We start from the raw sequence: 23,652 nt of genomic DNA on the forward strand, positions 1-23,652 counted from the left end.
CAGGGATGCTACAAGGCGACCGTTAACGAACCGGAAACCATAACGGTCGCAAAAACCGTGGACCGCGTTTGGCGGAGCGCCGCGGCCGGCGGTTCGCCCCCTCTCGAACGGAGCTGAGCTTGGTTCGGTTCGAAAATGTCGGATTGCGTTACGGTCTGGGACCCGAGATTCTGCGCGACCTCAATTTCCAGATCCCGCCGCATTCCTTCCAGTTCCTCACCGGCCCGTCGGGGGCCGGCAAGACGTCATTGCTGCGCCTGTTGTTTCTATCGCATCGGCCGACCCGCGGTCTGGTCAATCTGTTCGGCCACGACATCTCGCAGCTCGGCAAGGACGAGATTGCCGATCTGCGCAAGCGTATCGGCATCGTGCTCCAGGATTTTCGCCTGCTCGACCACATGACGACCTATGAGAACGTCGCGCTGCCGTTCCGCGTCATGGGACGCAGCGAGTCGAGCTACCGCAAGGAGGTCATCGATCTCTTGCGCTGGGTCGGCCTCGGCGAGCGCATGGATGCGCTGCCGCCGATCCTGTCCGGCGGCGAGAAGCAGCGCGCCGCGATCGCGCGCGCGGTGATCTCGCGGCCGCAGCTCCTGCTCGCGGACGAGCCGACCGGCAGCGTCGATCCGACGCTCGGCCGGAGATTGCTGCGGCTCTTCATCGAGCTCAACAAGTCCGGTACTGCCGTCATTATCGCGACCCACGACATCGCCCTGATGGACCAGTACGAGGCGCGCCGCTTCGTGCTGCACCAGGGACGGCTGCACATCTATGAGTAGGACCGACGAACGCGGCGTGCTGGTCGATCTCGGACAGGAGCGTCCGCAGCTTCCGGCCAGGGCGCGCAACATGTCGCCGATCGTGCCGCGCGCCTCGATTCACGGCCGCGCGCTGGTCGCCGTCGTCGCCATCATGACCTTCCTTGCCTCGATGACCACGGGCACGGTGCTGCTGGTCAGCGCCTCGGCCGCGGAATGGCAGTCCGATGTTGCAAGCGAGATCACGATCCAGGTCCGCCCGCAGGCCGGACGCGACCTCGAGCGCGACACGGCTGCCGTCACAGAAGCGATGCGCGCGCAAGCCGGCATCGTCGAGGTCAAGCCCTTCACCAAGGATGAGAGCGGCAAGCTGCTCGAGCCCTGGCTCGGCACCGGCCTGTCGATGGATGACCTGCCGGTGCCGCGCTTGATCATCGCGCGGGTCCAGCCTGGCACCCCGCTCGACCTCGGCGCCCTGCGCAACCGCATGACCCAGGTGGCTCCAAGCGCGAGCGTCGACGATCACCGGGCCTGGATCGAGCGCATGCGCTCGATGACCAACGCCACCGTGCTCGCCGGCTTCGGCATCCTCGCCCTCGTCATCGTCGCGACCATCATCTCGGTGTCGTTCGCAACCCGCGGCGCAATGGCGGCGAACCGCCCGATCGTCGAAGTCCTGCATTTCGTCGGCGCCGGCGACCGCTACATCGCCAACCGCTTCCTGCGGCATTTCCTCCGCCTGGGCCTGGAAGGCGGCGTGATCGGCGGCGGCGTCGCCATGCTGGTGTTCGGTTTCTCCGAGTCGATCGCGGGGTGGTTTTCCGGCACCCCCGTCGGCGACCAGTTCGCGGCGTTGCTGGGCACCTTCTCGCTGCGGCCGTCGGGCTACATCGTGCTTGCCGTGCAGGCGGTGCTGATCGGCGCCGTCACGGCCGTCGCCTCGCGCCAGACGCTGTTCGCGACGTTGAATGAGGTCGATTAGCACGACAAACCGGACTCCACTTCGCCTCAAAACGTCCTAAAATCATCTGGGAAAGGGATCACCGACATCGCATGACCGCGCCGACCGACGATCAATCGCCGAACCTGCCGCGCGGCTGGCTGCGCGCAGCCGTGGTGTCGACGATCGCGTTCGCCTTCGTCGGCGCGGCCGCCGGATTCGTCGCGTTCCTGTCGCAATTGCGCGGCGCCGAGCTCGCGCCGGATCGCAGGGCGGACGGCATTGTGGTGCTGACCGGCGGTTCGTCACGGGTGTCCGACGCGATGGAATTGCTGGCTTCCGGCTACGGCAAGCGGCTCCTGATCTCGGGCGTGCACCCGACCTCTACGGCGAGCGACATCTCCCGCACCCTGCCGGAGAACCAGTCCTTCATGCATTGCTGCGTCGATCTCGACCGCACCGCTGTTTCGACCCGCGGCAACGCAGCGGAGGCGCGGCGCTGGGCCGAGGGGCGCGGCTTCAAATCGCTGATCGTGGTCACCTCGAACTATCACATGCCGCGCGCGCTGGCGGAATTCTCGCATGCAATGCCGCAGACGGCACTGATCCCGTTCGCGGTGGTCGGCGACAAATGGCGCGAGGAGCCGTGGTGGACCTCGGCTTCGACGCTGCGGCTGCTGCTGTCGGAATATGTCAAGTACCTCGCCGCGGAGCTCAGGGTGCGCCTGGAGGATTTCGGGATTGACCTTTCGCCCGAAGTATCGGAGCAGCCTGCGGGCCCGCAGCCGAAGCGGCCTGCCACCGCACAGGCCAATTGATCGGATTGCCGATGTTGCTGATTTTCCTGCGTTCGCTCGTGTTCAACGTTCTGTTCTATGCCGTGCTGGTGGGCCTGGCGATCGTGGCGCTGCCGACCTTCCTGATGCCGGCCCGGGCGCTGCTGACGGTCGCGGGATGGTGGGCGAAGGCGAGCATTTTCCTGATGCGCGTGATCTGCAACATCAAGGTGGAGGTCCGCGGCGCCGAGAAGATCCCGGAAGGTCCGCTGCTGGTGGTCGCAAAGCACCAGTCGTTCTGGGAGACCTTTGCGTTGATGCCCTTCTTCGATCGTCCGATCTTCATCCTCAAGCGCCAGCTCATGCATATCCCGGTCTTCGGCCAGTTCCTGCGCAAGATCGAGATGATCGCGATCAACCGCAGCGCCGGCGTCAAGGCGCTGCTCGATATGACGCGGCGGGCTCGTGCCGCGGTCCGCAGCGGCCGCCAGCTCCTGATCTTCCCCGAAGGCACGCGCCGGCCGCCCGGTGCGCCGCCGGACTACAAGACCGGCTTTGCCCAGATCTATTCCGCCTGCGGCGTGCGATGTCTGCCGGTCGCGCTCAACTCCGGCCTGTTCTGGCCGCGCCGCACCTTCATGCGTTATCCCGGTACGCTGGTGGTGGAGTTTCTCGATCCGCTGCCGCCGGGCCTGCCCAAGGATGAATTCATCGCGCGCGTGCGCGATGTGATCGAGGACGCGACCGGCCGCATCGTCGAGGCGGGACGGAAGGAGCAGGAGCAGTTGATCGGCTCCGCGCCGAGCTACGCTGCCTCGAGCGGCTAACGATTTTCGCGATCTTCGAGCGGAGCCGGCGCGTGCAGCGAATGCGCGTCGCCATGCAGCATCGTTGCGAGTTGATGCAGCTGCGCATCGCGAAAACCTTCGGCCTCGATCGCCTTGACCGTTGCCGTCACGTAATCGCGGTTGGCGCCGGATTGGCCGTGGCCCTGGAGCACGTGGCGGTGCTGTTCGGCCAGCGACAGCCGCCCAGCATATTGCACGTGGCCGCGGTCGACGACATAGGCGAGCGCGGAGACGCGCTGGCGGGCGTCGTTCTCCAGCCACACCGAGCGCATCACCTCGCGATAGACCGACGTCACCTGCTCGCGCGCCCGCAAGTAGGCGACCACGTCGGCGCGGTTGTTCTCGGCGACGCGGAAGGCGATGCCGCGGCAGGCGCCGCCGCGGTCGAGCCCCAGCACCAGGCCCGGCTTCTCCGCCGTGCCGCGGTGCACGAAGGAATAGACGCAGAGCGCGCGGTGCTCGCCGACCAGCCGTGCCGGCACACGCTCCTCGAATTGGAAGCCCGGCCGCCACATCAGGGAGCCGTAGCCGAACACCCAGAGGTCGCCTTTGGCGGATGTGACGGAGGGGAGGGGGATTTCCGACATTTCGGGCACGGCTACCAGAACCGCGTCCCCAAGCGAAGTGAATTCTCCGCCTTTCGTCGCAGCCTATCCTCGCTTACATTTGCCATCATCTGGGGTCAAAGGGTCGCCGCATGTCCGATATGACCGCAGCCGCAGGCCGCCGCTCCCGTTGGGGGCTCTTCATCGCACCCGTTCTCCTCCTGATCCTTGCAGTCGCGTGGAGCGGCTTCTGGTTCTATGCCGCCGCGCAGGCGGAGGTGGCCGCCGATGCCTGGCGCGCGCAGGAGGCAAAGTCCGGCCGCATCTATGATTGCGCCAAGCGCTCGATCGCAGGCTTTCCATTCCGCTTCGAAGTCCAGTGCTCCGGCGCCAGCGTCGCCCTGGTGTCGCAGAACGCGAGCAAGACGCCGTTCACGGCCAAGCTCGACAACATTCTCGTCGTCGCCCAGGTCTACGACCCCAAGCGCGTCATCGCCGAATTCTCGGCGCCGGCAACCCTGACCGATGGCGTTACGCAAAACACCTTCGTGGTGAACTGGAGCAAGGGCCGCAGCAGCGTGGTCGGCCTGCCGGCCGTGCCGGAGCGCGCCTCCATCGTGTTCGACGATCCCAGCCTCAATCGTCTCGACGGCGGCATGCAGATGCCGCTCGCGCGCGCAAAACAGATCGAGCTGCATGGGCGCCTCGCGGATGGATCGTCGTCCGATCACCCGGTCATCGAGACTGTGGTCCACACCGCGCAGGGCAGCATCCAGGGCGTGCATCCGCTGCTCGCCGAGCCGTTCGAGGCCGACACGCGCGCGAAGATCACCGGGCTCACCGACCTCACGCCAAAGCCGTGGCCGCAGCGCTTCCGCGAGATCCAGGCGGCGGGCGGCCATATCGAGATCGTGCAGTCGCGGATCCAGCAGGGCGAGATGATCGCGGTCGCGGCCGGCACGCTCGCCCTCTCGGCGGAGGGCCGGCTCGATGGCGAATTGCAGATGACGGTGACGGGCCTCGAGCGCGTGATTCCGGCGCTTGGCATCGAGAAGATGCTGGAGGAGGGCGTGCCGCAATCGACGCTCGATCGCGTCGCTCCCGGTGTGAAGTCGCAGGATCTGAACAGCCTGTTCGGCGCGCTCGATCGCGCCGTTCCCGGCCTCGGCAAGGTCATCAAGCAAAACGCCAATGCCGGCGTTGCCGCCGGCATCAATTCGATCGGTACCGAGAGCACGCTGGAAGGCAAGAAGGCGAGGAGCTTCCCCTTGAAGTTCGTCGATGGTGCCGTGCTGCTTGGACCGGTGAAGGTCGGACAGATCCCGCCGCTGTATTGATTGGCGCATCCGCTCAACGGCTTGAAGGAGCGGCGCGCGAGCGTGTCTAACCCTCACCCTGAGGAGCCGCGCTCTTCGCGCGGCGTCTCGAAGGGCGAGGCCACCAGCCGGGCCTTCATCCTTCGAGACGCGCGCAAGGGCGCGCTCCTCAGGATGAGGAACTGGCATGCAGGTGGCCGGCGAACGGCCTACGGCTTCTTCAACGCCGCGTGCGGCCGGCCGAAGTCCGGTGCGGCCGAATCCTGGCCGATCTCGACGATGCCGCGGCGGATGGCGCGGGTGCGGGTGAAGTGGTCGAACAGCGCCTCGCCGTCGCCGCGGCGGATCGCGCGGGTCAGCTTGGCCAGATCTTCGGTGAAGGTGCCAAGCATCTCCAGCACGGCCTCCTTGTTGGCGAGGAAGACGTCGCGCCACATCGTCGGGTCGGACGCCGCGATGCGGGTGAAATCGCGAAAGCCGCCGGCGGAAAACTTGATCACCTCGGACTCCGTCACCTGCGCCAGCTCGTCGGCGGTGCCGACGATGGTGTAGGCGATCAGATGCGGCAGATGGCTGGTGATCGCGAGCACGAGATCATGGTGATCCGGCGTCATGATCTCGACCTTGGCGCCCATCGCCGCCCAGAATGCGCGCAGCCGCTCGACGGCGGCAGTATCGGTGCCTGCCGGCGGGGTGAGAATGCACCAGCGGTTGATGAAGAGTTCGGCGAAGCCGGAATCCGGTCCCGAATGCTCGGTGCCTGCCACCGGATGCGCCGGCACGAAATGAATCCCTTGCGGCAGGTGCGGCGCCATGTCCCTGACGATCGCACCCTTGACCGAGCCGACGTCGGAGATGATCGCGCCAGGCTTGAGATGCGCTGATATCTCCTGCGCCACCGGCCCGCAGGCACCGACAGGAATGCAGAGGATGACGAGATCGGCATCCTTCACAGCCTCCGCATTGGTCCCCACGACCTGGTCGACGATGCCGAGCTCCAGCACCCGCGCGCGAGTCTGCTCCGAGCGCGCGGTGGTGACGATCTCGCCAGCCAGGCCCTGGAGCTTCGCAGCGCGTGCGATCGAGCCGCCGATCAGGCCAAAGCCGATCAGCGCGACGCGCTGGAAGTGCGGGTCGGCGCTCATTTGCCGGCCATGAAGTCGCGCAAGCCTGCGGCGACGAGGCGGTTGGCCTCCTCGGTGCCGATGGTCATGCGCAGGGCGTGCGGCAGGCCGTAGTTCTTCAGGCCGCGCAGCACCAGGCCTCGCTTGGTCAGGAAGGCATCGGCGTCGTCAGCGGTCTTGCCCTTGTCGGTCGGGAAGTGGATCAAGATGAAATTGGCGACACCCGGTGTCACCTTGAGCCCGAGCTTGCTGATCTCCTCGCTGAGCCAGTTGCGCCAAATCTCGGTGAACTGCTTCGACATCGCCTGGTGCGCGGTGTCCTCGATCGCGGCGACGGCGGCATACATCGCCGGCGTCGACACGTTGAAGGGGCCGCGGATGCGGTTGACCGCGTCGATGACGTGCTCGGGCCCGAACATCCAGCCGACGCGCAGCGCCGCGAGGCCGTGGATCTTGGAGAAGGTGTGGGTCACCACAGTGTTGTCGGTGGTGGCGACCAGCTCGATCCCCATTTCATAGTCGTTACGAGAAACATAATCGGAATAGGCGGCGTCCAGCACCAGCAGGACGTACGAGGGGAGGCCGGCGCGCAGGCGCTTGACCTCGTCGAACGGCAGATAGGTGCCGGTCGGGTTGTTGGGGTTGGCGAGCCACACCAGCTTGGTGCGCGGCGTCGCGGCTTTCAGGATCGCGTCGACGTCGGCGGTGAGGTTCGACTCGGCTGCGACGACGTTCTTGGCGCCGACCGCCATGGTCGCGATCGGGTAGACCAGGAAGCCGTGGGTGGTGGAGATCGCCTCGTCACCCTGGCTGAGATAGGTGTGGGCGAGTAGATTGAGGATCTCGTCCGATCCGGCGCCGCAGATGATGCGGTTGGGATCGAGCCCGAAGCTGCGGCCGATCGCTTCGCGCAGCACGCGCGAGGTGCCTTCGGGATAGTCTTCCAGATGATCAGCCACGTGCTTGAAGGCCTCGATCGCCTTGGGCGAGGGCCCGAACGGGGTCTCGTTGGCGGAGAGCTTGAACACCTTGCGGCCGGGCTCCGGCACCGGGCTCTTGCCGGGCGTGTAGGGCGCAATATCGAGAATGCCGGGATTCGGCACGGGGCGGGACATCTTCAACTCCGGAAATGGCAGGCGGCTCGTGACTTACGATTTCGACCCGGTCGGGGGCACCGTATAGCGTGTTGCGTGGCTGCCGACGAGGGCTGTGGAGCGCACCGAGGCCCCCGCTTCGATCAGGGCAGCCTTGATTTTGTCGAGGCTGCTCGTAGCCGTGACCGAGATCAGCAGGGCCGCGCCGTCGAAAGCGGTATCGGGCACGGCGACGATCTCGGCGAGCGGCGACAGCGCCCGCGCGACGTCGGCGTTCCACCCCGATACGCGCACGCTGAAGGTCTCGACCTCCGTCACCATGGCGCTGTCGGCCACGCGCGAGACCACGAACACCGGCAGCGCCGCCGGATGGTCGGCACGCTCGACGAAGGGCAGCCGCGCGATGATCTTCGGCATGCCGGCCGCCTCCAGCGACAGCCACCACGGCGTACGGCTCGAAGTCGCCGAGACCAGCGCCAGATCGCCCTTGGATTTGGCCACCGCCTCGACCGCGGCCTGCGCGCTGAAATGCGCGACATAGGGCACCGTGAAGCCGAAATGGAAGCGGGCGGAATCGCGCATCGCAGGCTCGCTCACCGCGATGTCGGCATGCACCGAGAACGGCGCCTGCACATAAGTGAACGTCGAGATGATGACGCGCCAGATGCTCTCGACGGTGTCGAGCGGCAGGATACCGCGATGACGCTGCACGAGGTCACGCATCATGGCGGCCTCGCGCGCCGGGCGGAACGCCGAGCCGACCTCCTGGGTCTGCTTCACCTGGATCAGGCGGTCGATGATGTCGCCACGCTGCATCAGGAGGCGATGCATGCCCTCGTCGATCGCATCGATCTCCTTGCGCAATTCCTGCAACGATGGTGGTGCGGGCGGACGTTGGGGCATATCTGTGAAGTGCTGCTGAGAGGCGTTTCAATGCAGATCGGCCAGGCAAATTGGCAAAGCCGGATCCGCTGCGATCGACGTCCTGATTAGGCAGGATGGAGGCCGAAAGCAAAGAGAAATGGCGCTGTTCTCGGCTGACATTGCTGGGACGAATTAGGCTGATTCGGACCTTCGCTTGACGAAAACAGCCCAAGCCGGTAGGATTTCCTTGTTCCGTGGTCATTTGAGCCGGCCGGCTTGCAGCCACGTTAAAAAACTCGCTAAACAGGCCGGGGACGCTTTCGATCCCGGCCGAACCTATCGTTCAGGCCGGGTTTTTCATGGCCTGAAGTCAGTGGCGGTCAAGAGTCTGACCGCAAACCAGGACGATGGTCTAAGATGGTTGGCGTCAAGGCGATTCCCAGTCCCGCGATTAGTGCCGACGAACGGTCGCACGAGGTGGATCATCCGAGCTCGCCGGTCGCGCATTTCGGCGCCGATCAGCCGCTGCGGCTCGATTGCGGCATCGATCTCACCCCATTCCAGATCGCCTACCAGACCTATGGCGAGCTCAACGCCGCGCGCTCAAACGCCGTTTTGATCTGCCATGCGCTGACCGGCGACCAGCACGTCGCCAATGTGCATCCCGTCACGGGCAAGCCCGGATGGTGGGAGACCCTCGTGGGCCCCGGCCGTCCGATTGATCCCAGCCAGTACTTCATCATCTGCACCAACGTGATCGGTGGCTGCATGGGTTCGACCGGGCCCGCTTCGATCAATCCCGCAACGGGAAAGGTGTGGGGTCTGGATTTCCCGGTCATCACCATTCCCGACATGGTGCGGGCGCAGGCGATGCTGATCGACCGCCTCGGCATCGACACCCTATTCGCGGTGATTGGTGGCTCGATGGGCGGCATGCAGGTGCTGCAATGGACCGCGGCGTATCCGGCCCGCGTATTCTCCGCGCTGGCGATCGCCTGCTCGACGCGGCACTCGGCGCAGAACATCGCGTTTCACGAGCTTGGCCGCCAGGCCGTGATGGCCGATCCCGACTGGCACAGTGGCGGCTATGCCGATCACGGAATCCATCCACATCGTGGGCTCGCTGTAGCGCGGATGGCGGCGCACATCACTTATCTCTCGGACGCCGCGCTGCATCGCAAGTTCGGGCGGCGCATGCAGGACCGCGAGCTGCCGACCTTCTCGTTCGATGCCGATTTCCAGGTCGAGAGCTATTTGCGCTACCAGGGCTCGTCTTTCGTCGAGCGCTTCGATGCCAACTCCTATCTCTATCTGACGCGTGCGATGGACTATTTCGACATCGCTGCCGACCATGGCGGCGTGCTGGCGAAAGCGTTCGTCGGCATCCAGACCCGCTTCTGCGTGGTCTCCTTCACCAGCGACTGGCTGTTCCCGACTTCGGAATCGCGCGCGCTGGTGCATGCGCTGAATGCGTCAAGTGCGCGGGTGTCGTTTGCCGAGATCGAAACCGATCGCGGTCATGACGCCTTTCTGCTCGACGTGCCCGAATTCTTCGACATCTCCCGCGCCTTCCTGCAATCGGCAGGCAAGGCGCGCGGGCTCACGACCAGGGACGGCTAGCGATGTCTGTACAGGAGGTGCTGCCGCTGGGCGGCCTTGCGGCTGAACGGTCCGGCCAGTTTCGCGCCGATCATCTGCTGGTCGCCGGAATGGTCAAGCCCGGTTCGAAAGTGCTCGACGTCGGCTGCGGCGACGGCAATCTGCTTCAGCTTCTGGAGACCCGAGGCATTGACGGTCGCGGCATCGAGCTGTCGCGCGAGGGTGTCAACCGTTGCGTCGCCAAGGGCCTTGCCGTGGTGCAGGGCGATGCCGACACCGACCTCGTCAATTATCCCGACGATACCTTCGACTACGTGATCCTGTCGCAGACGCTGCAGGCGACGCGGCAGCCCAAGGTTGTGCTGGAGAACCTCTTGCGCATCGGCCGCCGCGCCATCGTGTCGTTCCCGAACTTCGGCTTCTGGAAGATGCGGCTCCAGCTCCTGGTCGGCGGCCACATGCCGCGCACTGAGAATCTGCCGGCAAGCTGGTACGACACCGCCAACATCCACTTCTGCACGATCAAGGATTTCGTCGAGCTCTGCGACGCGATCCACGTCAAGATGGAGCGCGCCGAAGCGCTCGACCTCTACGGCCGCCCGCTGCGGCTGCGGATGCCGTGGTGGGTGTGGAATCTGTTCGGCGAGCAGGGCGTGTTTCTGCTCACGCGCGGCGGCGGGAAGTAGCATCTCGTCATTCCGGGGCGCGCGAAGCAATCCAGTAGACCCTCACCCTGAGGTGCCGCGTAGCGGCATCTCGAAGGGCGAGGCCACCGACGGGGCCTTCATCCTTCGAGACGCGCGCAAGAGCGCGCTCCTCAGGATGAGGAGCTGACGGCGCGGACGGCTTCCGCTAACCAGCCGCCACCGACCGCGGATCTCGCACCGGCCACCGCCCCGCTTCCACCAGCGTGACGAACCGCTCAACCGCTTGGTTGAACAGCGCGGGCTCTTCGAGATTGAGCACGTGGCCGGACTTCGGGAACATCGCGAGTCCGGCCGCGGGCAAATGCTTCTTCAGGAACAGGCTCGGCCCGACGCATGGGTCATCCTCGTCGCCGCAGATGATCAGCGCGGGCGTCGCGACGCGCTTGATCGCATCCGTCATCGTGTAGATCGAGGGACGGCCACCCTGGAAGCCGCGCATGGTGTTGGCTGATCCCTTGGCATCGTGCCTGGCCAGCGCGGCGTAGAAATCCGCGTGGCCGCGCGGATCCTTGACCAGGAAGGGAATCCGGCTCGGCGCCTCGCGCGTGACCTTTGCCACTTCAGCGGAGCCGAGCGTCTCGAATTGCTCGGCATTGGCGCGGCACTGCTTGCGCCAGGCCTCGAGGTTCTCGATCTCCGAGCCGGAGCCGACGCCGGCCAGCGTCATCGACAGCGCGCGCTGCGGAGCGTTGAGCCCGATCTGCAATGACGAGTACGCACCCATCGAGAGCCCGACGAGATGCGCGCGATCGATCTTGAGATGATCCAGCACGGCGAGCGCGTCCGTGTAGAAGTGTTCGTAGGTGTAGACCTCGCTTGCCGGCACATCCGACGGCGTATAGCCCCGCGCGGAATAGGTGATGCAGCGATGGCCGCGCGAGAAGTAACGCATCTGCGGCTCCCAATTGCTGTAGTCGGCGGCGAACTCGTGCAGAAAAATGATCGGCGTTCCCTGACCCGCTTCTTCGAAATAGATGCGGACGTCGTCCCTGGTCGTGGCGTGGGGCATTAACTGTTTCCCTCTCGTAAAGCCGTCTGCCGAAGATCGCAGTTAACGCTGTTGTCCGCAATGCGGCAGCATTAGACCAGCAGTGACACAAAATCATCGCAGCATTTCCCCGAAGGTGAATTTGTCGCTGTCGCATTGGGTCTTTTTCTCGCCACATCGACAGTCTTTACGGCCCGTGGATGTCGGCCACCGCACTGGCCGATGGGGATTGGGGGTGTCAACCAAGGATGAAGAATGTTCGAGTTGTTTGCGTCTCGCCTGTCGCGCTGTGTCCTCGCGCTGGCTCTCTTCTTCGCGGCGGTCGCCGCATTCACGTCTCCGGCGTCAGCGCGGCCTCATCGTCATAGCGCAGAGCGGCACGCTTACGTGCATCACGCCAGCAGGCACCATCATTACCGGCATCATACACGCAGCTCGCGCTTCGAGCGCAGCGCGGCGCAATTGCAGGCGAACGGGTTCGCCAACACGCAGGCCAGCTATGATCCGAACGCCGATAGCGGCGGCATGGCCATGAACGGCGGCGGTGGCATGGCCACGAGCGGGAGCAGGCGAATGGCCATGAGCGGCAGCGGTCGAATGGTTACGAGCGGCAGCGGTGAAATGGCAATGAACGGCGGCGGCTTCGGTGGCGGATCGGGCCTGGTGTCCGAGGCGCGCCGCTATGTCGGCGGCAATCCGACCGGCCGTGGCAGCCTGTGGTGCGCGCGCTTCATGAACATGGTGCTGGAGCACACCGGCCATCGCGGCACCGGCTCTGACATGGCGAATTCGTTCGCGCGTTACGGCACCCGTGTCTCCGGTCCGCAGGTCGGCGCCATCGCGGTGATGGGACGGCGCGGCGGCGGCCATGTCGGCATCATCACCGGCATCGACGCGCAGGGCAATCCGATCATGATCTCCGGCAACAACGGCAACCGCGTCCGCGAGGCGCCGGTCTCGCGCGGCCGGATCTATGCGTATGTGACGCCGAACTAACGTCCGTCATTGCGAGCGAAGCGAAGCAATCCAGAATCTTCCCGCGGTGGCAGTCTGGATTGCTTCGTCGCTTCGCTCCTCGCAATGACGGAGTGTGTTGAACCCGCGTCCCGTCACACCACCTTCGGCTCTTCCACCGCGATTGTGTCGCCGACGCCGATGTCGCCGTCGGCGATCACCTCGGCATAGATGCCGCAGTCCATGTGGCCGAGGCCGCGCGAGAGCGTGGGCGGGATTTCGAGATCGCGTTTTGCGGTGTTCGGATCGACATTGGTGGCCGCGCAGCGAACGATACGCTTGACCACCTTGAGGCGGGCTGCCCCGATCGCGAGCGTCTGGCCGACGAGGTCGAGTTCTGACCAGGCCGGCCAGCCCTGGACATAAAGGTTGGCGCGGAAGCGCAGGGGATGGACGGCGACCCCGCCGAGCATGGTCTCGATGGCGCGGACGCTGCCGAGATTGATGATCGAGACGACCTTGCGGGCGACGTCGGAAAAGCTGTGGTCGCGGCCGGACAGGAGCTTCGGAGCGCCCCGAAGCTCGGGCTGAAAATTCTCGGTGAAGTAGGCCTCGATGGCGGCGCGCCCGGCCGCCGTCTCCAGATCGCCGCTGGCGACGATCTTGCCGTCCTTGCGGATCGTCAGCAGGTTGGTCGCGTCCTCGAAGCGGCTGTCGAGGGCAGCCAGCCGCTCATTGCGCATCAGCATCAAAAACTGGGTTTTGGGCATCCACGCCGGCGCCTCGGGATCGAACCCGCTCGGGCCGTTCTCGATGGCGTAGCGACGGTCCGCGGGCAGGGTCTGGCCGACCCGCAACGGGGCGCGGGGCAGAGGCTCCGGCGTCAGGCCCTTGATAGGGTAACGATAGAGGCCGGTGATCTCGGCAGTCATGCTGCTTGTCATGGCACTTGATGTCATGGCGCTACTTAAGGGATTCGGCCGGGCGGCGCCAAGCGGGCGATTTCAGCCCGGCATTTGTCGCGCACGAAATTGTGAAGTGGCCTCTTCCGATCCCAAGGCCCGCTTCCCACATCTGGGTCAGGCCGGCGCCAGCGCTGGCTGATAACGACCGTTGCCGCTTGAGAAAGCTCAATGCGGCCAGCGGAAACCCAATGAAGATGCCGTCTGGAGTGCCTTTGAGGGCTCCAGGGGCAGGCCGAGGGACAGAAAAGATATGAACATCGAGAAGTATACAGAACGCTCCAGGGGCTTCATCCAGTCCGCGCAGTCGCTCGCGATGCGCGAGGGGCACCAGCAGTTTTCGACTCTGCACCTGCTAAAGGTCCTGCTGGACGACAATGAGGGGCTGGCTGCCGGTCTGATTGACCGTGCCGGCGGCAATTCCCGTGCAATTCTGAAGGCGACCGAGGAGGCCCTGAACAAGGTGCCGAAGGTCAGTGGTGGCGGTGCCGGACAGATCTATCTGGCGCCCGAGCTTGCCCGCACTTTCGATGCCGCTGAAAAGGCAGGCGAGAAGGCCGGCGACAGTTTTGTCACCGTGGAGCGGCTGCTGCTCGGCCTGGCGCTGGAGAAAGCCAGCGAGGCCGGTGCGATCCTGGCCAAGGGCGGCGTCACCCCGCAAAATCTCAACGCCGCAATCGAGGCGCTGCGCAAGGGCCGCACCGCGGACAGTGCGACGGCCGAGAATGCCTATGATGCGCTGAAGAAATATGCCCGCGACCTGACTCAGGCCGCCCGCGACGGCAAGCTCGACCCGGTTATCGGCCGCGACGAGGAGATCCGCCGCACCATCCAGGTGCTGTCGCGCCGCACCAAGAACAACCCCGTCCTGATCGGCGAGCCCGGCGTTGGCAAGACCGCCATCGCCGAAGGCCTGGCGCTGCGCATCGTCAATGGCGACGTGCCAGAAAGCCTCAAGGACAAGAAGCTGCTCTCGCTCGATCTCGGCGCGCTGATCGCCGGCGCAAAATACCGCGGCGAGTTCGAGGAGCGGCTAAAGGCCGTACTCCAGGAAGTGACGGCGGCCTCCGGCAGCTTCGTCCTGTTCATCGACGAGATGCACACGCTGATCGGCGCCGGCAAGGCTGACGGCGCGATGGATGCGTCCAACCTGCTCAAGCCGGCGCTGGCCCGCGGCGAGCTGCACTGCATCGGCGCCACCACGCTCGACGAGTACCAGAAGCATGTCGAGAAAGATGCGGCGCTGGCGCGGCGCTTCCAGCCGATCTTCGTCAGCGAACCTTCGGTCGAGGACACCATCTCGATCCTGCGCGGATTGAAGGACAAGTACGAGCAGCACCACGGCGTGCGGATCTCTGATTCCGCGCTTGTTGCGTCCGCGACGCTCTCCAACCGCTACATCACCGACCGCTTCCTGCCCGACAAGGCGATCGACCTGATGGACGAGGCGGCTGCGCGGCTGAAGATGCAGGTCGATTCCAAGCCGGAAGAGCTGGATTCGCTGGACCGCGAGATCATCCGGCTCAAGATCGAGCAGGAAGCCCTGAAGAAGGAAACCGATCTCGGCTCGAAGACCCGCCTCGAGGCGCTCGAGAAGGAGCTGGTCGAGCTCGAGGAGAAGTCTGCGGCGCTCACCTCGCGCTGGAGCGCGGAGAAGAACAAGCTCTCCAACGCCCAGAAGCTGAAGGCCGAGCTCGATGGCTTGCGCGTCGAGCTTGCCAACGCGCAGCGGCGCGGCGAATTCCAGCGCGCCGGCGAGCTGGCCTATGGCCGGATCCCGGAGCTCGAGAAGCAGCTCGCCGATATCGAGGCCAAGGAGAATTCCGGCGAGATGATGGAGGAGGCGGTCACCGCCAGCCACATCGCGCAGGTGGTCTCGCGCTGGACCGGCGTGCCCGTCGACAAGATGCTCGAGGGCGAGAAGGAAAAGCTGCTCAAGATGGAGGATCAGCTCGGACGGCGCGTGGTCGGCCAGGCCGAGGCCGTGCGGGCGGTCGCGACCGCCGTGCGCCGCTCGCGCGCAGGGCTGCAGGACCCGAACCGGCCGACCGGTTCGTTCATGTTCCTGGGGCCGACCGGCGTCGGCAAGACCGAACTGACCAAAGCCCTGGCGGAATATCTTTTCAACGACGAGACCGCGATGGTCCGCCTCGACATGTCTGAATACATGGAGAAGCACTCGGTCTCGCGTCTGATCGGCGCGCCTCCAGGCTATGTCGGCTATGACGAGGGCGGCGCGCTGACCGAAGCGGTGCGGCGCCGGCCTTACCAGGTCGTGTTGTTCGACGAGATCGAGAAGGCGCATCCGGATGTGTTCAACGTGCTGTTGCAGGTGCTCGACGACGGCCGCCTGACCGATGGCCAAGGCCGTACCGTCGATTTCCGCAACACGCTGATCATCATGACCTCGAACCTCGGTTCGGAGTTTCTGGTGAATCAACCGGAAGGCGAAGACACCTCAGCCGTGCGCGAGCACGTGATGGGAATGGTGCGGGCGCATTTCCGCCCCGAGTTCCTGAACCGCGTCGACGAGATCATCCTGTTCCACCGTTTGCAGAAGAGCGAGATGGGACGGATCGTCGAGATCCAGTTCGCGCGGCTCGAGAAGCTCCTCGTCGATCGCAAGATCGTGCTGAAGCTCGATACGGCTGCGCGGGACTGGCTCGCCGCCAAGGGCTGGGATCCCGCCTACGGCGCCAGGCCGCTGAAGCGGGTGATCCAGCGCTATCTCCAGGATCCGCTCGCCGAGATGATTCTGGCCGGCGATGTCAGGGACGGCGATACGGTTGCGATCTCGTCCGAAGGCAACGTGCTGACCTTCAACGGCCAGGCGCCGCAGACCGCGGAAATCGCCCAGTTCGAGGCGCCAGTGTCCAAGCGCAAGCTGAACTGATCGCTGGCGCGCGCCGCCAGCCACAGACCGCCCCGGAGAGGTCTCTTCTCCGGGGCGAATTGTTGTGTCAGGTCGGCTGGCTTGTCTAACCGGTTGCGGACGCGGAGCCGGAAGCGGGCGCCTCGTCCTCCTCGTCCTCCTCTTCGAGCTCCGAGAGGATGTCCACCAGCTCACGCACGCGGCCCTGGGCCAACGGTCTCAGCTCGTTGATCATGGGCTCGTCATTGGCGAGCCATGCCTGGGCTTCGGCGAGTTCGTCGACCGTTGCTCCGGTTCCGATGATCTGGGCGATGGTGACGTCGTCGGCCCCGCTGATCGCCTTGCTGACGTCCTCGCGCGTCAGGCGTGTCATGGCACTCTCCATGGCTCGATAGCGCACCCCACCGCAACGGGCGGAGGGGTCGCTACTGTGGTGAGATTTCAGGCTCGAGATCTCAACGGCCCGTGGTCAGCCGCGGCGGGTTCTGGGACATGAGCCAGAGCTCGATCGCGGCCAGCGCAGCAACCGCGATGCCGACCACCACGTGGATTGTCATCGCCGTCTTGGAACCCTGGAACCCAAGTACCCAAGGCGCGATGAGCGTCCACAGGCCGACGATCAGGTTCAGCCACTCTTCCCATACTGCGAAGGCGGCAAGCGCCGCGATGGCCAAAATTGCGATCACGATGCCCGCGATATACGCGTTTTGGGAAGCCGCTCCGGCGTCGAAGCCGAACATCCACGGCGAAAAGAACAGGAATGCGCCGAGGACCAGGTTTGCGACGTCGCACAGTTTTGCGTTCGTCCAATTCTCCATGGCATGCTCCATTCAGCCCTGCCCCTCATGGCAAACCAACCGGACTGCTGCCCGCCGGGTTCCCAAGGGTTCCAGGAAAATTGAATGAATTGAATGCGAATGGGGGCGGGAGCAGCCCGCCGCGGCGCGCGGCGGCCGATCGTCTGCAAGCGGGGCAGGCTACCGGTTCGTCACCTGCAGCGGCCCGCCGGTCGCATCCGACATGCGGGCGATGGCGCCGCCGCGGCCGCTCATCATGCCGTCGAGCCGGTCGCGCTCCTTCTCGAAGCCTGCCAGCATCGGGCCTTCCAGCGAACGGCCGCGCGGTAGTTTCACGCGCATCGGGTCGACGAAGCGGCCGTTGACCAGGATCTCATAGTGGACGTGTGGCCCTGTCGACTGGCCGGTCGAGCCGACAAAGCCGATGACCTGTCCCTGCCGCACCTTCTTGCCGGCCTCCATGCCTTTGGCGAAGGCCGACAAATGGCCGTAAGCGGTCTCATACCCGTTGTTGTGCTTTATGCGGATGTACTTGCCGTAGCCGCCTTCGAGCTGGGCCTTCTCGATCACGCCGTTGCCGGCGGCGAAGATCGGCGTGCCGTAGGCCGTCGCCCAGTCGACGCCGGTGTGCATCTTCACATAGCCCAGGATCGGGTGGCGGCGGCCGCCGAAACCGGAGCGCATGATGGCGCTGTTGACGGGTTTGCGGACCAGGAATTTCTTCGCGCTCTTGCCGCTCTCGTCATAGTAGTCGACGACCCCGTCATCGGGACTCTGGAAGCGGTAGTACTTCTTGGTTTCGCCGCCGACTGTCAGCGAGGCGAACAACACGTCGTTCTTTTCCGTCGCTGTCACGCCCTCGTCCTCGCCGGCGTAGAACACGTCGAAGGAATCGCCCGGCTGCACCTTGCGCTGGAAATCGACGTCGTACGAATAGATCTTGATCATGTCGTCGATGACCGGCATCGGCACCTTGTTGCGCATCGCGGTCTCGTAGATGCTCTGGTACAGCCGCACGCCGGTGCCGTCGTCATCATCATCGTCGTCGCTGTTGGCGTTGGCCGCGGCATCAGCGACGGTGTTCATGCTGGAGACGTCGACTGCGACGTATTTGCCGAGATCGGACAGCGCCGCGATCGCCTCGACCATGGTCTCGTTGGCGACGACGACGCGGTAGGGCTGCAGCCGGGCGCCGGGGCTTGCAGGCGCCATCAGGATGCGGAGCTTTTCGCCTTCCTTCAGGCCGCCGTCGCGGCCACGCGGGCCGAGCGTCGACGCGATCGCCTTGATTTCCTCAGGCGTGGCGCCGAGATCGCGCAGCACGGCGGCGACGCTGTCGCCTTTCTTGACGACATGGACACGCTCGCCGTTGGGATTGCCGCCGGTGATCTGCTCCTTGGTCTTGGGCAGCAGCGTGACGTTTTCCGGCACCACGCGCGTCTCGAAGCCGGCATAGGGGTCGGACGGCGACACTTCAGCGGCGTAGGCGCTTCTGATGTCGGAGGCCCCGATCGCGCCGGAGACGTCGGCGGCGGCGCTGGCGAGCGAGGCGTAGCGGACGCCGCCATTGCCGCGCCAGTTGGCGGCATCGCGCACCCGCATCAGGATGTCGTCGAGCGCCACCACTGCGGAAATCTTGGCCTTCGGCAGCACCGGCGACAGGTCCTTGGTGACGAAGGAGACCTCGGCGTCGGGCTCGACGGCTTCGGGATTGTTGGGATCGTCGGCCGCGGCCTTGGGATCGGAGCCGACATCGGTGAGCAGGCGCTGGGCGTTGAACGGCGGAATCTTGGCCGACAGATCGCTCGTCGTCATCGACAGATTGCCGGCGATCCGGACGAACGGGCGCACCCGCATCACGTCGCGATTGCCGACGCGGGCGACGGTGGAGACGCGCACGATGTTGCGCGAGGCGGTGGATTCGCTTGGCGGCGGCAGGCGGTCGCTCTTGTGCAGCGTCGCGGCGCGGTCAGCTGCGCCGAATGCGCCGCGCAGCGCGCCTTCGACCCGCTCTGGCACCTTGGCGAAGGTCATCTCGCCGTCGAGAGATGCGAAAACGGCGCCGCCGATCAGGGCTGCGCCGCACAGTCCGGTCAGAATTGTCCCGCTGAACCATTGCACCGAGACGCGGCGGCGATCGATCACGGCGGCTTCAGAACCATCGACGGACAGCGGCGGCTCGTGGCCGAGATCGATGATCCCGGTTTCACGCCCATAACCGCCGCGCGACGTCCTGTGGTTCAACCGAAGTCCCCCAAATCAACGACCAAAAACCTCGTTTCGCGCTTTGCCCTGGTCGCCCTCTCAACGGGGGATCGCGGGATAAAGCGCAAGCCGCGCAGGCGTCCGTGCTCAGAAAGCCCCGACGGGGCCTGGCCGAAATGACGAACAGCTAGGCAGGTGAAGGTCTCTCGATGTCTCTCGAATGTCTGAAGAAGGCCGCTTCATCGCTAAGGTCGCCTTCCTCGGACCTCATGAAAACCGCCGGCAGCCCCCACTGGCATCCCTGCGATTCAAGCTTGTCTGTACCAGAACGCCGCGGGAATGTGGCTCAAGTACGGCGCCTAATACGGAAAAAGTTTCCTGAACGGCCCGGCGCCGGGGGCTCCTCAGAGGGGCACCGCAGGCCGGCTCCGGAGCCCCCCGGAGCGCAAACTTTTTTTGAGTTTTTTCACGGTGCCGCATCGACCCGCCCGCTCACGACATCGCTAACCGTCTGGAAACATGCGAATATTTCCAACGATCCACCGTGCGACGATTTGTTGACAATGGCCGTTGACAATCCCGAGCGAGGGGGCCTATAACCCGACCACTGAGCGCGGCGCCGCCGGGTCACTGACCAAGGCGAGCGAACGCGCCACTGATGCTCCTCACCTTGTTGAGTGACACAACAATCGACGTAAGTCGATTGGAGTTCATTCATCGTCGGTAAGGGTGTCGGAGCCCTTCCTCCCAAGGAAGGTTGGGGCCTCCTGGTCCCGGGCTGTTTGACAAGTGAAGATGAAGAAAGAGAAACGTGGACGGCGGAGTCCTTGCGCCTCTCGGAATACTTGAAGGCTTCGGCTTTTGAGTTCTGGGAGGGAACGAAAGACTTCGGCGGTACACGTTTCAAAGGTTACACCATCGTTGCCAGCGATGTGAATCGCGGGCAGCTCGTCGACTTCGGTCGACGAAAAATGGTGGGACCTCGTCAAACGTTGTGATCAGCCGGTTCGAAGTTTCAAGTTCAACTTGAGAGTTTGATCCTGGCTCAGAGCGAACGCTGGCGGCAGGCTTAACACATGCAAGTCGAGCGGGCGTAGCAATACGTCAGCGGCAGACGGGTGAGTAACGCGTGGGAACGTACCTTTTGGTTCGGAACAACACAGGGAAACTTGTGCTAATACCGGATAAGCCCTTACGGGGAAAGATTTATCGCCGAAAGATCGGCCCGCGTCTGATTAGCTAGTTGGTAGGGTAATGGCCTACCAAGGCGACGATCAGTAGCTGGTCTGAGAGGATGATCAGCCACATTGGGACTGAGACACGGCCCAAACTCCTACGGGAGGCAGCAGTGGGGAATATTGGACAATGGGCGCAAGCCTGATCCAGCCATGCCGCGTGAGTGATGAAGGCCCTAGGGTTGTAAAGCTCTTTTGTGCGGGAAGATAATGACGGTACCGCAAGAATAAGCCCCGGCTAACTTCGTGCCAGCAGCCGCGGTAATACGAAGGGGGCTAGCGTTGCTCGGAATCACTGGGCGTAAAGGGTGCGTAGGCGGGTTTTTAAGTCAGGGGTGAAATCCTGGAGCTCAACTCCAGAACTGCCTTTGATACTGAAGATCTTGAGTCCGGGAGAGGTGAGTGGAACTGCGAGTGTAGAGGTGAAATTCGTAGATATTCGCAAGAACACCAGTGGCGAAGGCGGCTCACTGGCCCGGTACTGACGCTGAGGCACGAAAGCGTGGGGAGCAAACAGGATTAGATACCCTGGTAGTCCACGCCGTAAACGATGAATGCCAGCCGTTAGTGGGTTTACTCACTAGTGGCGCAGCTAACGCTTTAAGCATTCCGCCTGGGGAGTACGGTCGCAAGATTAAAACTCAAAGGAATTGACGGGGGCCCGCACAAGCGGTGGAGCATGTGGTTTAATTCGACGCAACGCGCAGAACCTTACCAGCCCTTGACATGTCCAGGACCGGTCGCAGAGATGTGACCTTCTCTTCGGAGCCTGGAACACAGGTGCTGCATGGCTGTCGTCAGCTCGTGTCGTGAGATGTTGGGTTAAGTCCCGCAACGAGCGCAACCCCCGTCCTTAGTTGCTACCATTTAGTTGAGCACTCTAAGGAGACTGCCGGTGATAAGCCGCGAGGAAGGTGGGGATGACGTCAAGTCCTCATGGCCCTTACGGGCTGGGCTACACACGTGCTACAATGGCGGTGACAATGGGACGCTAAGGGGCAACCCTTCGCAAATCTCAAAAAGCCGTCTCAGTTCGGATTGGGCTCTGCAACTCGAGCCCATGAAGTTGGAATCGCTAGTAATCGTGGATCAGCACGCCACGGTGAATACGTTCCCGGGCCTTGTACACACCGCCCGTCACACCATGGGAGTTGGTTTTACCTGAAGACGGTGCGCTAACCCGCAAGGGAGGCAGCCGGCCACGGTAGGGTCAGCGACTGGGGTGAAGTCGTAACAAGGTAGCCGTAGGGGAACCTGCGGCTGGATCACCTCCTTTCTAAGGATGATCCTTCAGCGAGCTTCGGCTCACTATCGGATCGTTTTAGAAACATCAGGGGCCAACAGATCGCCAGATCGTTGAGCTCCATTGGCGGGATTTCGCCGTCTACGTTTCTCTTTCTTCGCGGACGAACACGCGCCAGGGCTGCGCTGTGCGATTGCATTCGGCGCTAGTCGCCCTGTGCCGCACGCGAGCAAGACCCTGTCCTTGAAGGATATGCGTTAGGGGCTTGTAGCTCAGTTGGTTAGAGCGCGCGCTTGATAAGCGTGAGGTCGGAAGTTCAAGTCTTCCCAGGCCCACCACTTTCATCGAGCGAGCATTCGTCTTCTGGTTACGGGGCCATAGCTCAGCTGGGAGAGCGCGTGCTTTGCAAGCATGAGGTCGTCGGTTCGATCCCGTCTGGCTCCACCAGATGGTTTGAATGGCCGGCGCGTCGTGCACCGATAATCGTCCGCGAAACATCACTTCGCGCCCACTAGTCCGGATGGACAGTGAGGTTGCGTGATTTCTGACATCGTAAAGAGGAGATCGATCCGAGTTGGATCGTGCAGCAATTGTTGCGCGATACTTCATTATCTCCGGATCATTTCGGCGCTTGCGCGCCTTTCAGTGTGGCTCACAAGGCTGCGTCTGAAAGACGGGCGAGTTGTAAATGATCCTTTTAGCGAAGCTTGACCGCCTCGCTATCGGAACGATCTTACGAAGCAAGCTGGTCTTTCTAATCAATGTCCGGCTGCACATAGCGTTCATCGAGGGCGCGTGCCGCAGAGATTTCGGTCTCTTGGCAATTGTGCAGACAACATTCTGCCGAGTGTGTGGACATTGATAATGAGAGCAATCAAGTGCCTTAAGGGTGTTCGGTGGATGCCTTGGCGCTGAGAGGCGATGAAGGACGTGCTACGCTGCGATAAGCCGTGGGGAGCTGCGAAGAAGCTTTGATCCATGGATTTCCGAATGGGGAAACCCACCTTCGATAGCCGGAACTCCAAGACCTTTGTCGAAAGACATCGGTGTGGGGTTCGACCAGATAATGGAAGAAGCCAGGCCTTTAGATTTCGATCGAAGAGGTTTTGGATTTCCGGTTATCAAGAGAAGGTATGAGACTTCTGAATACATAGGAGGTTTCAAGCAAACCCAGGGAACTGAAACATCTAAGTACCTGGAGGAAAGGACATCAACAGAGACTCCGTTAGTAGTGGCGAGCGAACGCGGACCAGGCCAGTGATACATCAAAGACAATCGGAACCAGTCAGGAAAGCTGGGCCTCAGAGGGTGATAGCCCCGTACGAGTAATGCGATGATGTATCCACGAGTAAGGCGGGACACGTGAAATCCTGTCTGAACGCGGGGGGACCACCCTCCAAGCCTAAGTACTCCTCAGCGACCGATAGTGAACCAGTACCGTGAGGGAAAGGTGAAAAGCACCCCGACGAGGGGAGTGAAATAGACCTGAAACCGGACACCTACAAACAGATGGAGCCCAAGATACGTTCTGGGTGACATCGTACCTTTTGTATTATGGGCCAGCGACTTAATTTAACGAGCAAGCTTAAGCCGATAGGCGAAGGCGTAGCGAAAGCGAGTCTGAATAGGGCGTCAAGTTCGTTGTATTAGACCCGAAACCTAGTGATCTAGCCATGAGCAGGTTGAAGGTGAGGTAACACTCACTGGAGGACCGAACGGGTGCCTGTTGAAAAAGGCTCCGATGACTTGTGGTTAGGGGTGAAAGGCCAATCAAACTGGGAAATAGCTGGTTCTCCGCGAAAGATATTTAGGTATCGCCTCGGAT

At 63.4% G+C, this 23,652-nt stretch carries 18 protein-coding genes, 2 tRNA genes, 2 rRNA genes and 1 riboswitch (1 of these 23 running past the window's edge); of the genes, 13 read left to right on the forward strand and 9 right to left on the reverse strand.

From position 1 onward, the window contains the following. The first annotated feature begins 119 nt into the window (after positions 1 to 119). The 4 genes from ftsE to GWG65_RS34360 all read left to right on the forward strand — a co-directional run bounded on the left by ftsE (position 120) and on the right by GWG65_RS34360 (position 3,301). Positions 120 to 779 carry a cell division ATP-binding protein FtsE gene (gene ftsE / locus GWG65_RS34345; RefSeq protein ID WP_148742562.1) on the forward strand — a complete coding sequence of 220 codons (660 nt, stop codon included), beginning with the start codon at positions 120 to 122 and terminating at the stop codon, positions 777 to 779. Further along, positions 772 to 1,740, forward strand: coding sequence for an ABC transporter permease (locus tag GWG65_RS34350; protein WP_275199864.1), 969 nt, complete (start codon positions 772 to 774; stop codon positions 1,738 to 1,740). Before ftsE ends, GWG65_RS34350 begins: the two co-directional genes overlap by 8 nt. Before the next feature lie 71 nt (positions 1,741 to 1,811). Then, positions 1,812 to 2,516, forward strand: coding sequence for a YdcF family protein (locus GWG65_RS34355; protein ID WP_275199865.1), 705 nt, complete (start codon positions 1,812 to 1,814; stop codon positions 2,514 to 2,516). An 11-nt stretch (positions 2,517 to 2,527) separates the two neighbouring features. Further along, positions 2,528 to 3,301 (forward strand): lysophospholipid acyltransferase family protein, encoded by a 774-nt coding sequence (locus tag GWG65_RS34360; protein WP_275199866.1) that lies wholly within the window; start codon positions 2,528 to 2,530, stop codon positions 3,299 to 3,301. Here GWG65_RS34360 and GWG65_RS34365 read toward each other — a convergent pair. After that, positions 3,298 to 3,909 (reverse strand): gamma-glutamylcyclotransferase, encoded by a 612-nt coding sequence (locus GWG65_RS34365; protein ID WP_275199867.1) that lies wholly within the window; start codon positions 3,907 to 3,909, stop codon positions 3,298 to 3,300. The two genes, GWG65_RS34360 and GWG65_RS34365, sit on opposite strands and share 4 nt — an antisense overlap. 110 nt (positions 3,910 to 4,019) lie before the next feature. Between GWG65_RS34365 and GWG65_RS34370 the strand changes: the two genes are divergently transcribed. Further along, positions 4,020 to 5,204, forward strand: coding sequence for a DUF2125 domain-containing protein (locus GWG65_RS34370; protein WP_275199868.1), 1,185 nt, complete (start codon positions 4,020 to 4,022; stop codon positions 5,202 to 5,204). A 188-nt stretch (positions 5,205 to 5,392) separates the two neighbouring features. On the opposite strand, the gene GWG65_RS34375 is transcribed toward GWG65_RS34370, so the two are convergent. Genes GWG65_RS34375 through GWG65_RS34385 form a run of 3 tightly spaced genes read right to left on the reverse strand, consistent with a single transcriptional unit; the run spans position 5,393 to position 8,304 of the window. Further along, a complete protein-coding gene (locus GWG65_RS34375) occupies positions 5,393 to 6,328 on the reverse strand; it encodes a prephenate/arogenate dehydrogenase family protein (protein WP_275199869.1) in 936 nt (311 codons plus the stop codon). Beyond that, a complete protein-coding gene (locus GWG65_RS34380) occupies positions 6,325 to 7,422 on the reverse strand; it encodes a histidinol-phosphate transaminase (RefSeq protein ID WP_275199870.1) in 1,098 nt (365 codons plus the stop codon). Before GWG65_RS34380 ends, GWG65_RS34375 begins: the two co-directional genes overlap by 4 nt. Positions 7,423 to 7,455: 33 nt before the next feature. Continuing rightward, positions 7,456 to 8,304, reverse strand: coding sequence for a chorismate mutase (locus GWG65_RS34385; RefSeq protein WP_275199871.1), 849 nt, complete (start codon positions 8,302 to 8,304; stop codon positions 7,456 to 7,458). Positions 8,305 to 8,509: 205 nt separating this feature from the next. After that, a riboswitch (SAM riboswitch) is annotated at positions 8,510 to 8,589 on the forward strand. Positions 8,590 to 8,682: 93 nt separating this feature from the next. On the opposite strand from GWG65_RS34385, the gene GWG65_RS34390 reads away from it, so the two are divergent. Both GWG65_RS34390 and metW read left to right on the forward strand, forming a co-directional pair. After that, complete coding sequence (locus tag GWG65_RS34390; RefSeq protein ID WP_275199872.1) at positions 8,683 to 9,885, forward strand: homoserine O-acetyltransferase; 1,203 nt, start codon at positions 8,683 to 8,685, stop codon at positions 9,883 to 9,885. A 2-nt stretch (positions 9,886 to 9,887) separates the two neighbouring features. Next, on the forward strand, positions 9,888 to 10,550 hold the full coding sequence (metW, locus tag GWG65_RS34395; RefSeq protein ID WP_275199873.1) for a methionine biosynthesis protein MetW: 663 nt from the start codon (positions 9,888 to 9,890) through the stop codon (positions 10,548 to 10,550). 166 nt (positions 10,551 to 10,716) lie between these two features. Here metW and GWG65_RS34400 read toward each other — a convergent pair whose 3' ends face one another. Continuing rightward, the gene (locus GWG65_RS34400) at positions 10,717 to 11,580 is read right to left on the reverse strand and encodes an alpha/beta hydrolase (RefSeq protein WP_275199874.1); all 864 of its coding nucleotides are present in this window, start codon (positions 11,578 to 11,580) and stop codon (positions 10,717 to 10,719) included. Between the two features lie 234 nt (positions 11,581 to 11,814). Between GWG65_RS34400 and GWG65_RS34405 the strand changes: the two genes are divergently transcribed. Next, positions 11,815 to 12,555 (forward strand): TIGR02594 family protein, encoded by a 741-nt coding sequence (locus GWG65_RS34405; protein ID WP_275199875.1) that lies wholly within the window; start codon positions 11,815 to 11,817, stop codon positions 12,553 to 12,555. Positions 12,556 to 12,668: 113 nt separating this feature from the next. Here the strand turns inward: GWG65_RS34405 and GWG65_RS34410 are convergent, their stop codons facing one another. Continuing rightward, positions 12,669 to 13,457 carry an MOSC domain-containing protein gene (locus GWG65_RS34410; protein WP_275199876.1) on the reverse strand — a complete coding sequence of 263 codons (789 nt, stop codon included), beginning with the start codon at positions 13,455 to 13,457 and terminating at the stop codon, positions 12,669 to 12,671. 271 nt (positions 13,458 to 13,728) lie between these two features. Between GWG65_RS34410 and clpB the strand changes: the two genes are divergently transcribed. After that, on the forward strand, positions 13,729 to 16,368 hold the full coding sequence (gene clpB, locus GWG65_RS34415) for an ATP-dependent chaperone ClpB (RefSeq protein WP_275199877.1): 2,640 nt from the start codon (positions 13,729 to 13,731) through the stop codon (positions 16,366 to 16,368). 85 nt (positions 16,369 to 16,453) lie between these two features. On the opposite strand, the gene GWG65_RS34420 is transcribed toward clpB, so the two are convergent. The 3 genes from GWG65_RS34420 to GWG65_RS34430 all read right to left on the reverse strand — a co-directional run bounded on the left by GWG65_RS34420 (position 16,454) and on the right by GWG65_RS34430 (position 19,388). Continuing rightward, positions 16,454 to 16,720 (reverse strand): hypothetical protein, encoded by a 267-nt coding sequence (locus tag GWG65_RS34420; protein ID WP_275199878.1) that lies wholly within the window; start codon positions 16,718 to 16,720, stop codon positions 16,454 to 16,456. A gap of 82 nt (positions 16,721 to 16,802) precedes the next feature. After that, positions 16,803 to 17,165, reverse strand: coding sequence for an SPW repeat protein (locus GWG65_RS34425; RefSeq protein ID WP_275199879.1), 363 nt, complete (start codon positions 17,163 to 17,165; stop codon positions 16,803 to 16,805). Positions 17,166 to 17,324: 159 nt separating this feature from the next. Beyond that, positions 17,325 to 19,388 carry a M23 family metallopeptidase gene (locus GWG65_RS34430; RefSeq protein ID WP_275199880.1) on the reverse strand — a complete coding sequence of 688 codons (2,064 nt, stop codon included), beginning with the start codon at positions 19,386 to 19,388 and terminating at the stop codon, positions 17,325 to 17,327. A 983-nt stretch (positions 19,389 to 20,371) separates the two neighbouring features. On the opposite strand from GWG65_RS34430, the gene GWG65_RS34435 reads away from it, so the two are divergent. The 4 genes from GWG65_RS34435 to GWG65_RS34450 form a co-directional block, all read left to right on the forward strand. Then, positions 20,372 to 21,860, forward strand: a 16S ribosomal RNA gene (locus GWG65_RS34435). Between the two features lie 228 nt (positions 21,861 to 22,088). Continuing rightward, positions 22,089 to 22,165 (forward strand) — tRNA-Ile (locus tag GWG65_RS34440). Positions 22,166 to 22,198: 33 nt separating this feature from the next. Next, positions 22,199 to 22,274, forward strand: a tRNA-Ala gene (locus GWG65_RS34445). Between the two features lie 425 nt (positions 22,275 to 22,699). Beyond that, a 23S ribosomal RNA gene (locus GWG65_RS34450) occupies positions 22,700 to 23,652 on the forward strand (it continues 1,920 nt past the right edge of the window). Together the 16S and 23S rRNA genes with 2 tRNA genes alongside form the textbook arrangement of a ribosomal RNA operon.

Source organism: Bradyrhizobium sp. CSA207 (assembly GCF_029051685.1).
Lineage (GTDB): Bacteria > Pseudomonadota > Alphaproteobacteria > Rhizobiales > Xanthobacteraceae > Bradyrhizobium.

Coding starts and splice junctions, on each gene's coding strand:
- GWG65_RS34350 (WP_275199864.1), top strand. CDS start 772: ATGAGTAGGACCGACGAACGCGGCGTGCTGGTCGATCTCGGACAGGAG.
- GWG65_RS34355 (WP_275199865.1), top strand. CDS start 1,812: ATGACCGCGCCGACCGACGATCAATCGCCGAACCTGCCGCGCGGCTGG.
- GWG65_RS34360 (WP_275199866.1), top strand. CDS start 2,528: ATGTTGCTGATTTTCCTGCGTTCGCTCGTGTTCAACGTTCTGTTCTAT.
- GWG65_RS34365 (WP_275199867.1), bottom strand. CDS start 3,909: ATGTCGGAAATCCCCCTCCCCTCCGTCACATCCGCCAAAGGCGACCTC.
- GWG65_RS34370 (WP_275199868.1), top strand. CDS start 4,020: ATGTCCGATATGACCGCAGCCGCAGGCCGCCGCTCCCGTTGGGGGCTC.
- GWG65_RS34375 (WP_275199869.1), bottom strand. CDS start 6,328: ATGAGCGCCGACCCGCACTTCCAGCGCGTCGCGCTGATCGGCTTTGGC.
- GWG65_RS34380 (WP_275199870.1), bottom strand. CDS start 7,422: ATGTCCCGCCCCGTGCCGAATCCCGGCATTCTCGATATTGCGCCCTAC.
- GWG65_RS34385 (WP_275199871.1), bottom strand. CDS start 8,304: ATGCCCCAACGTCCGCCCGCACCACCATCGTTGCAGGAATTGCGCAAG.
- GWG65_RS34390 (WP_275199872.1), top strand. CDS start 8,683: ATGGTTGGCGTCAAGGCGATTCCCAGTCCCGCGATTAGTGCCGACGAA.
- metW (WP_275199873.1), top strand. CDS start 9,888: ATGTCTGTACAGGAGGTGCTGCCGCTGGGCGGCCTTGCGGCTGAACGG.
- GWG65_RS34400 (WP_275199874.1), bottom strand. CDS start 11,580: ATGCCCCACGCCACGACCAGGGACGACGTCCGCATCTATTTCGAAGAA.
- GWG65_RS34405 (WP_275199875.1), top strand. CDS start 11,815: ATGTTCGAGTTGTTTGCGTCTCGCCTGTCGCGCTGTGTCCTCGCGCTG.
- GWG65_RS34410 (WP_275199876.1), bottom strand. CDS start 13,457: ATGACAAGCAGCATGACTGCCGAGATCACCGGCCTCTATCGTTACCCT.
- clpB (WP_275199877.1), top strand. CDS start 13,729: ATGAACATCGAGAAGTATACAGAACGCTCCAGGGGCTTCATCCAGTCC.
- GWG65_RS34420 (WP_275199878.1), bottom strand. CDS start 16,720: ATGACACGCCTGACGCGCGAGGACGTCAGCAAGGCGATCAGCGGGGCC.
- GWG65_RS34425 (WP_275199879.1), bottom strand. CDS start 17,165: ATGGAGAATTGGACGAACGCAAAACTGTGCGACGTCGCAAACCTGGTC.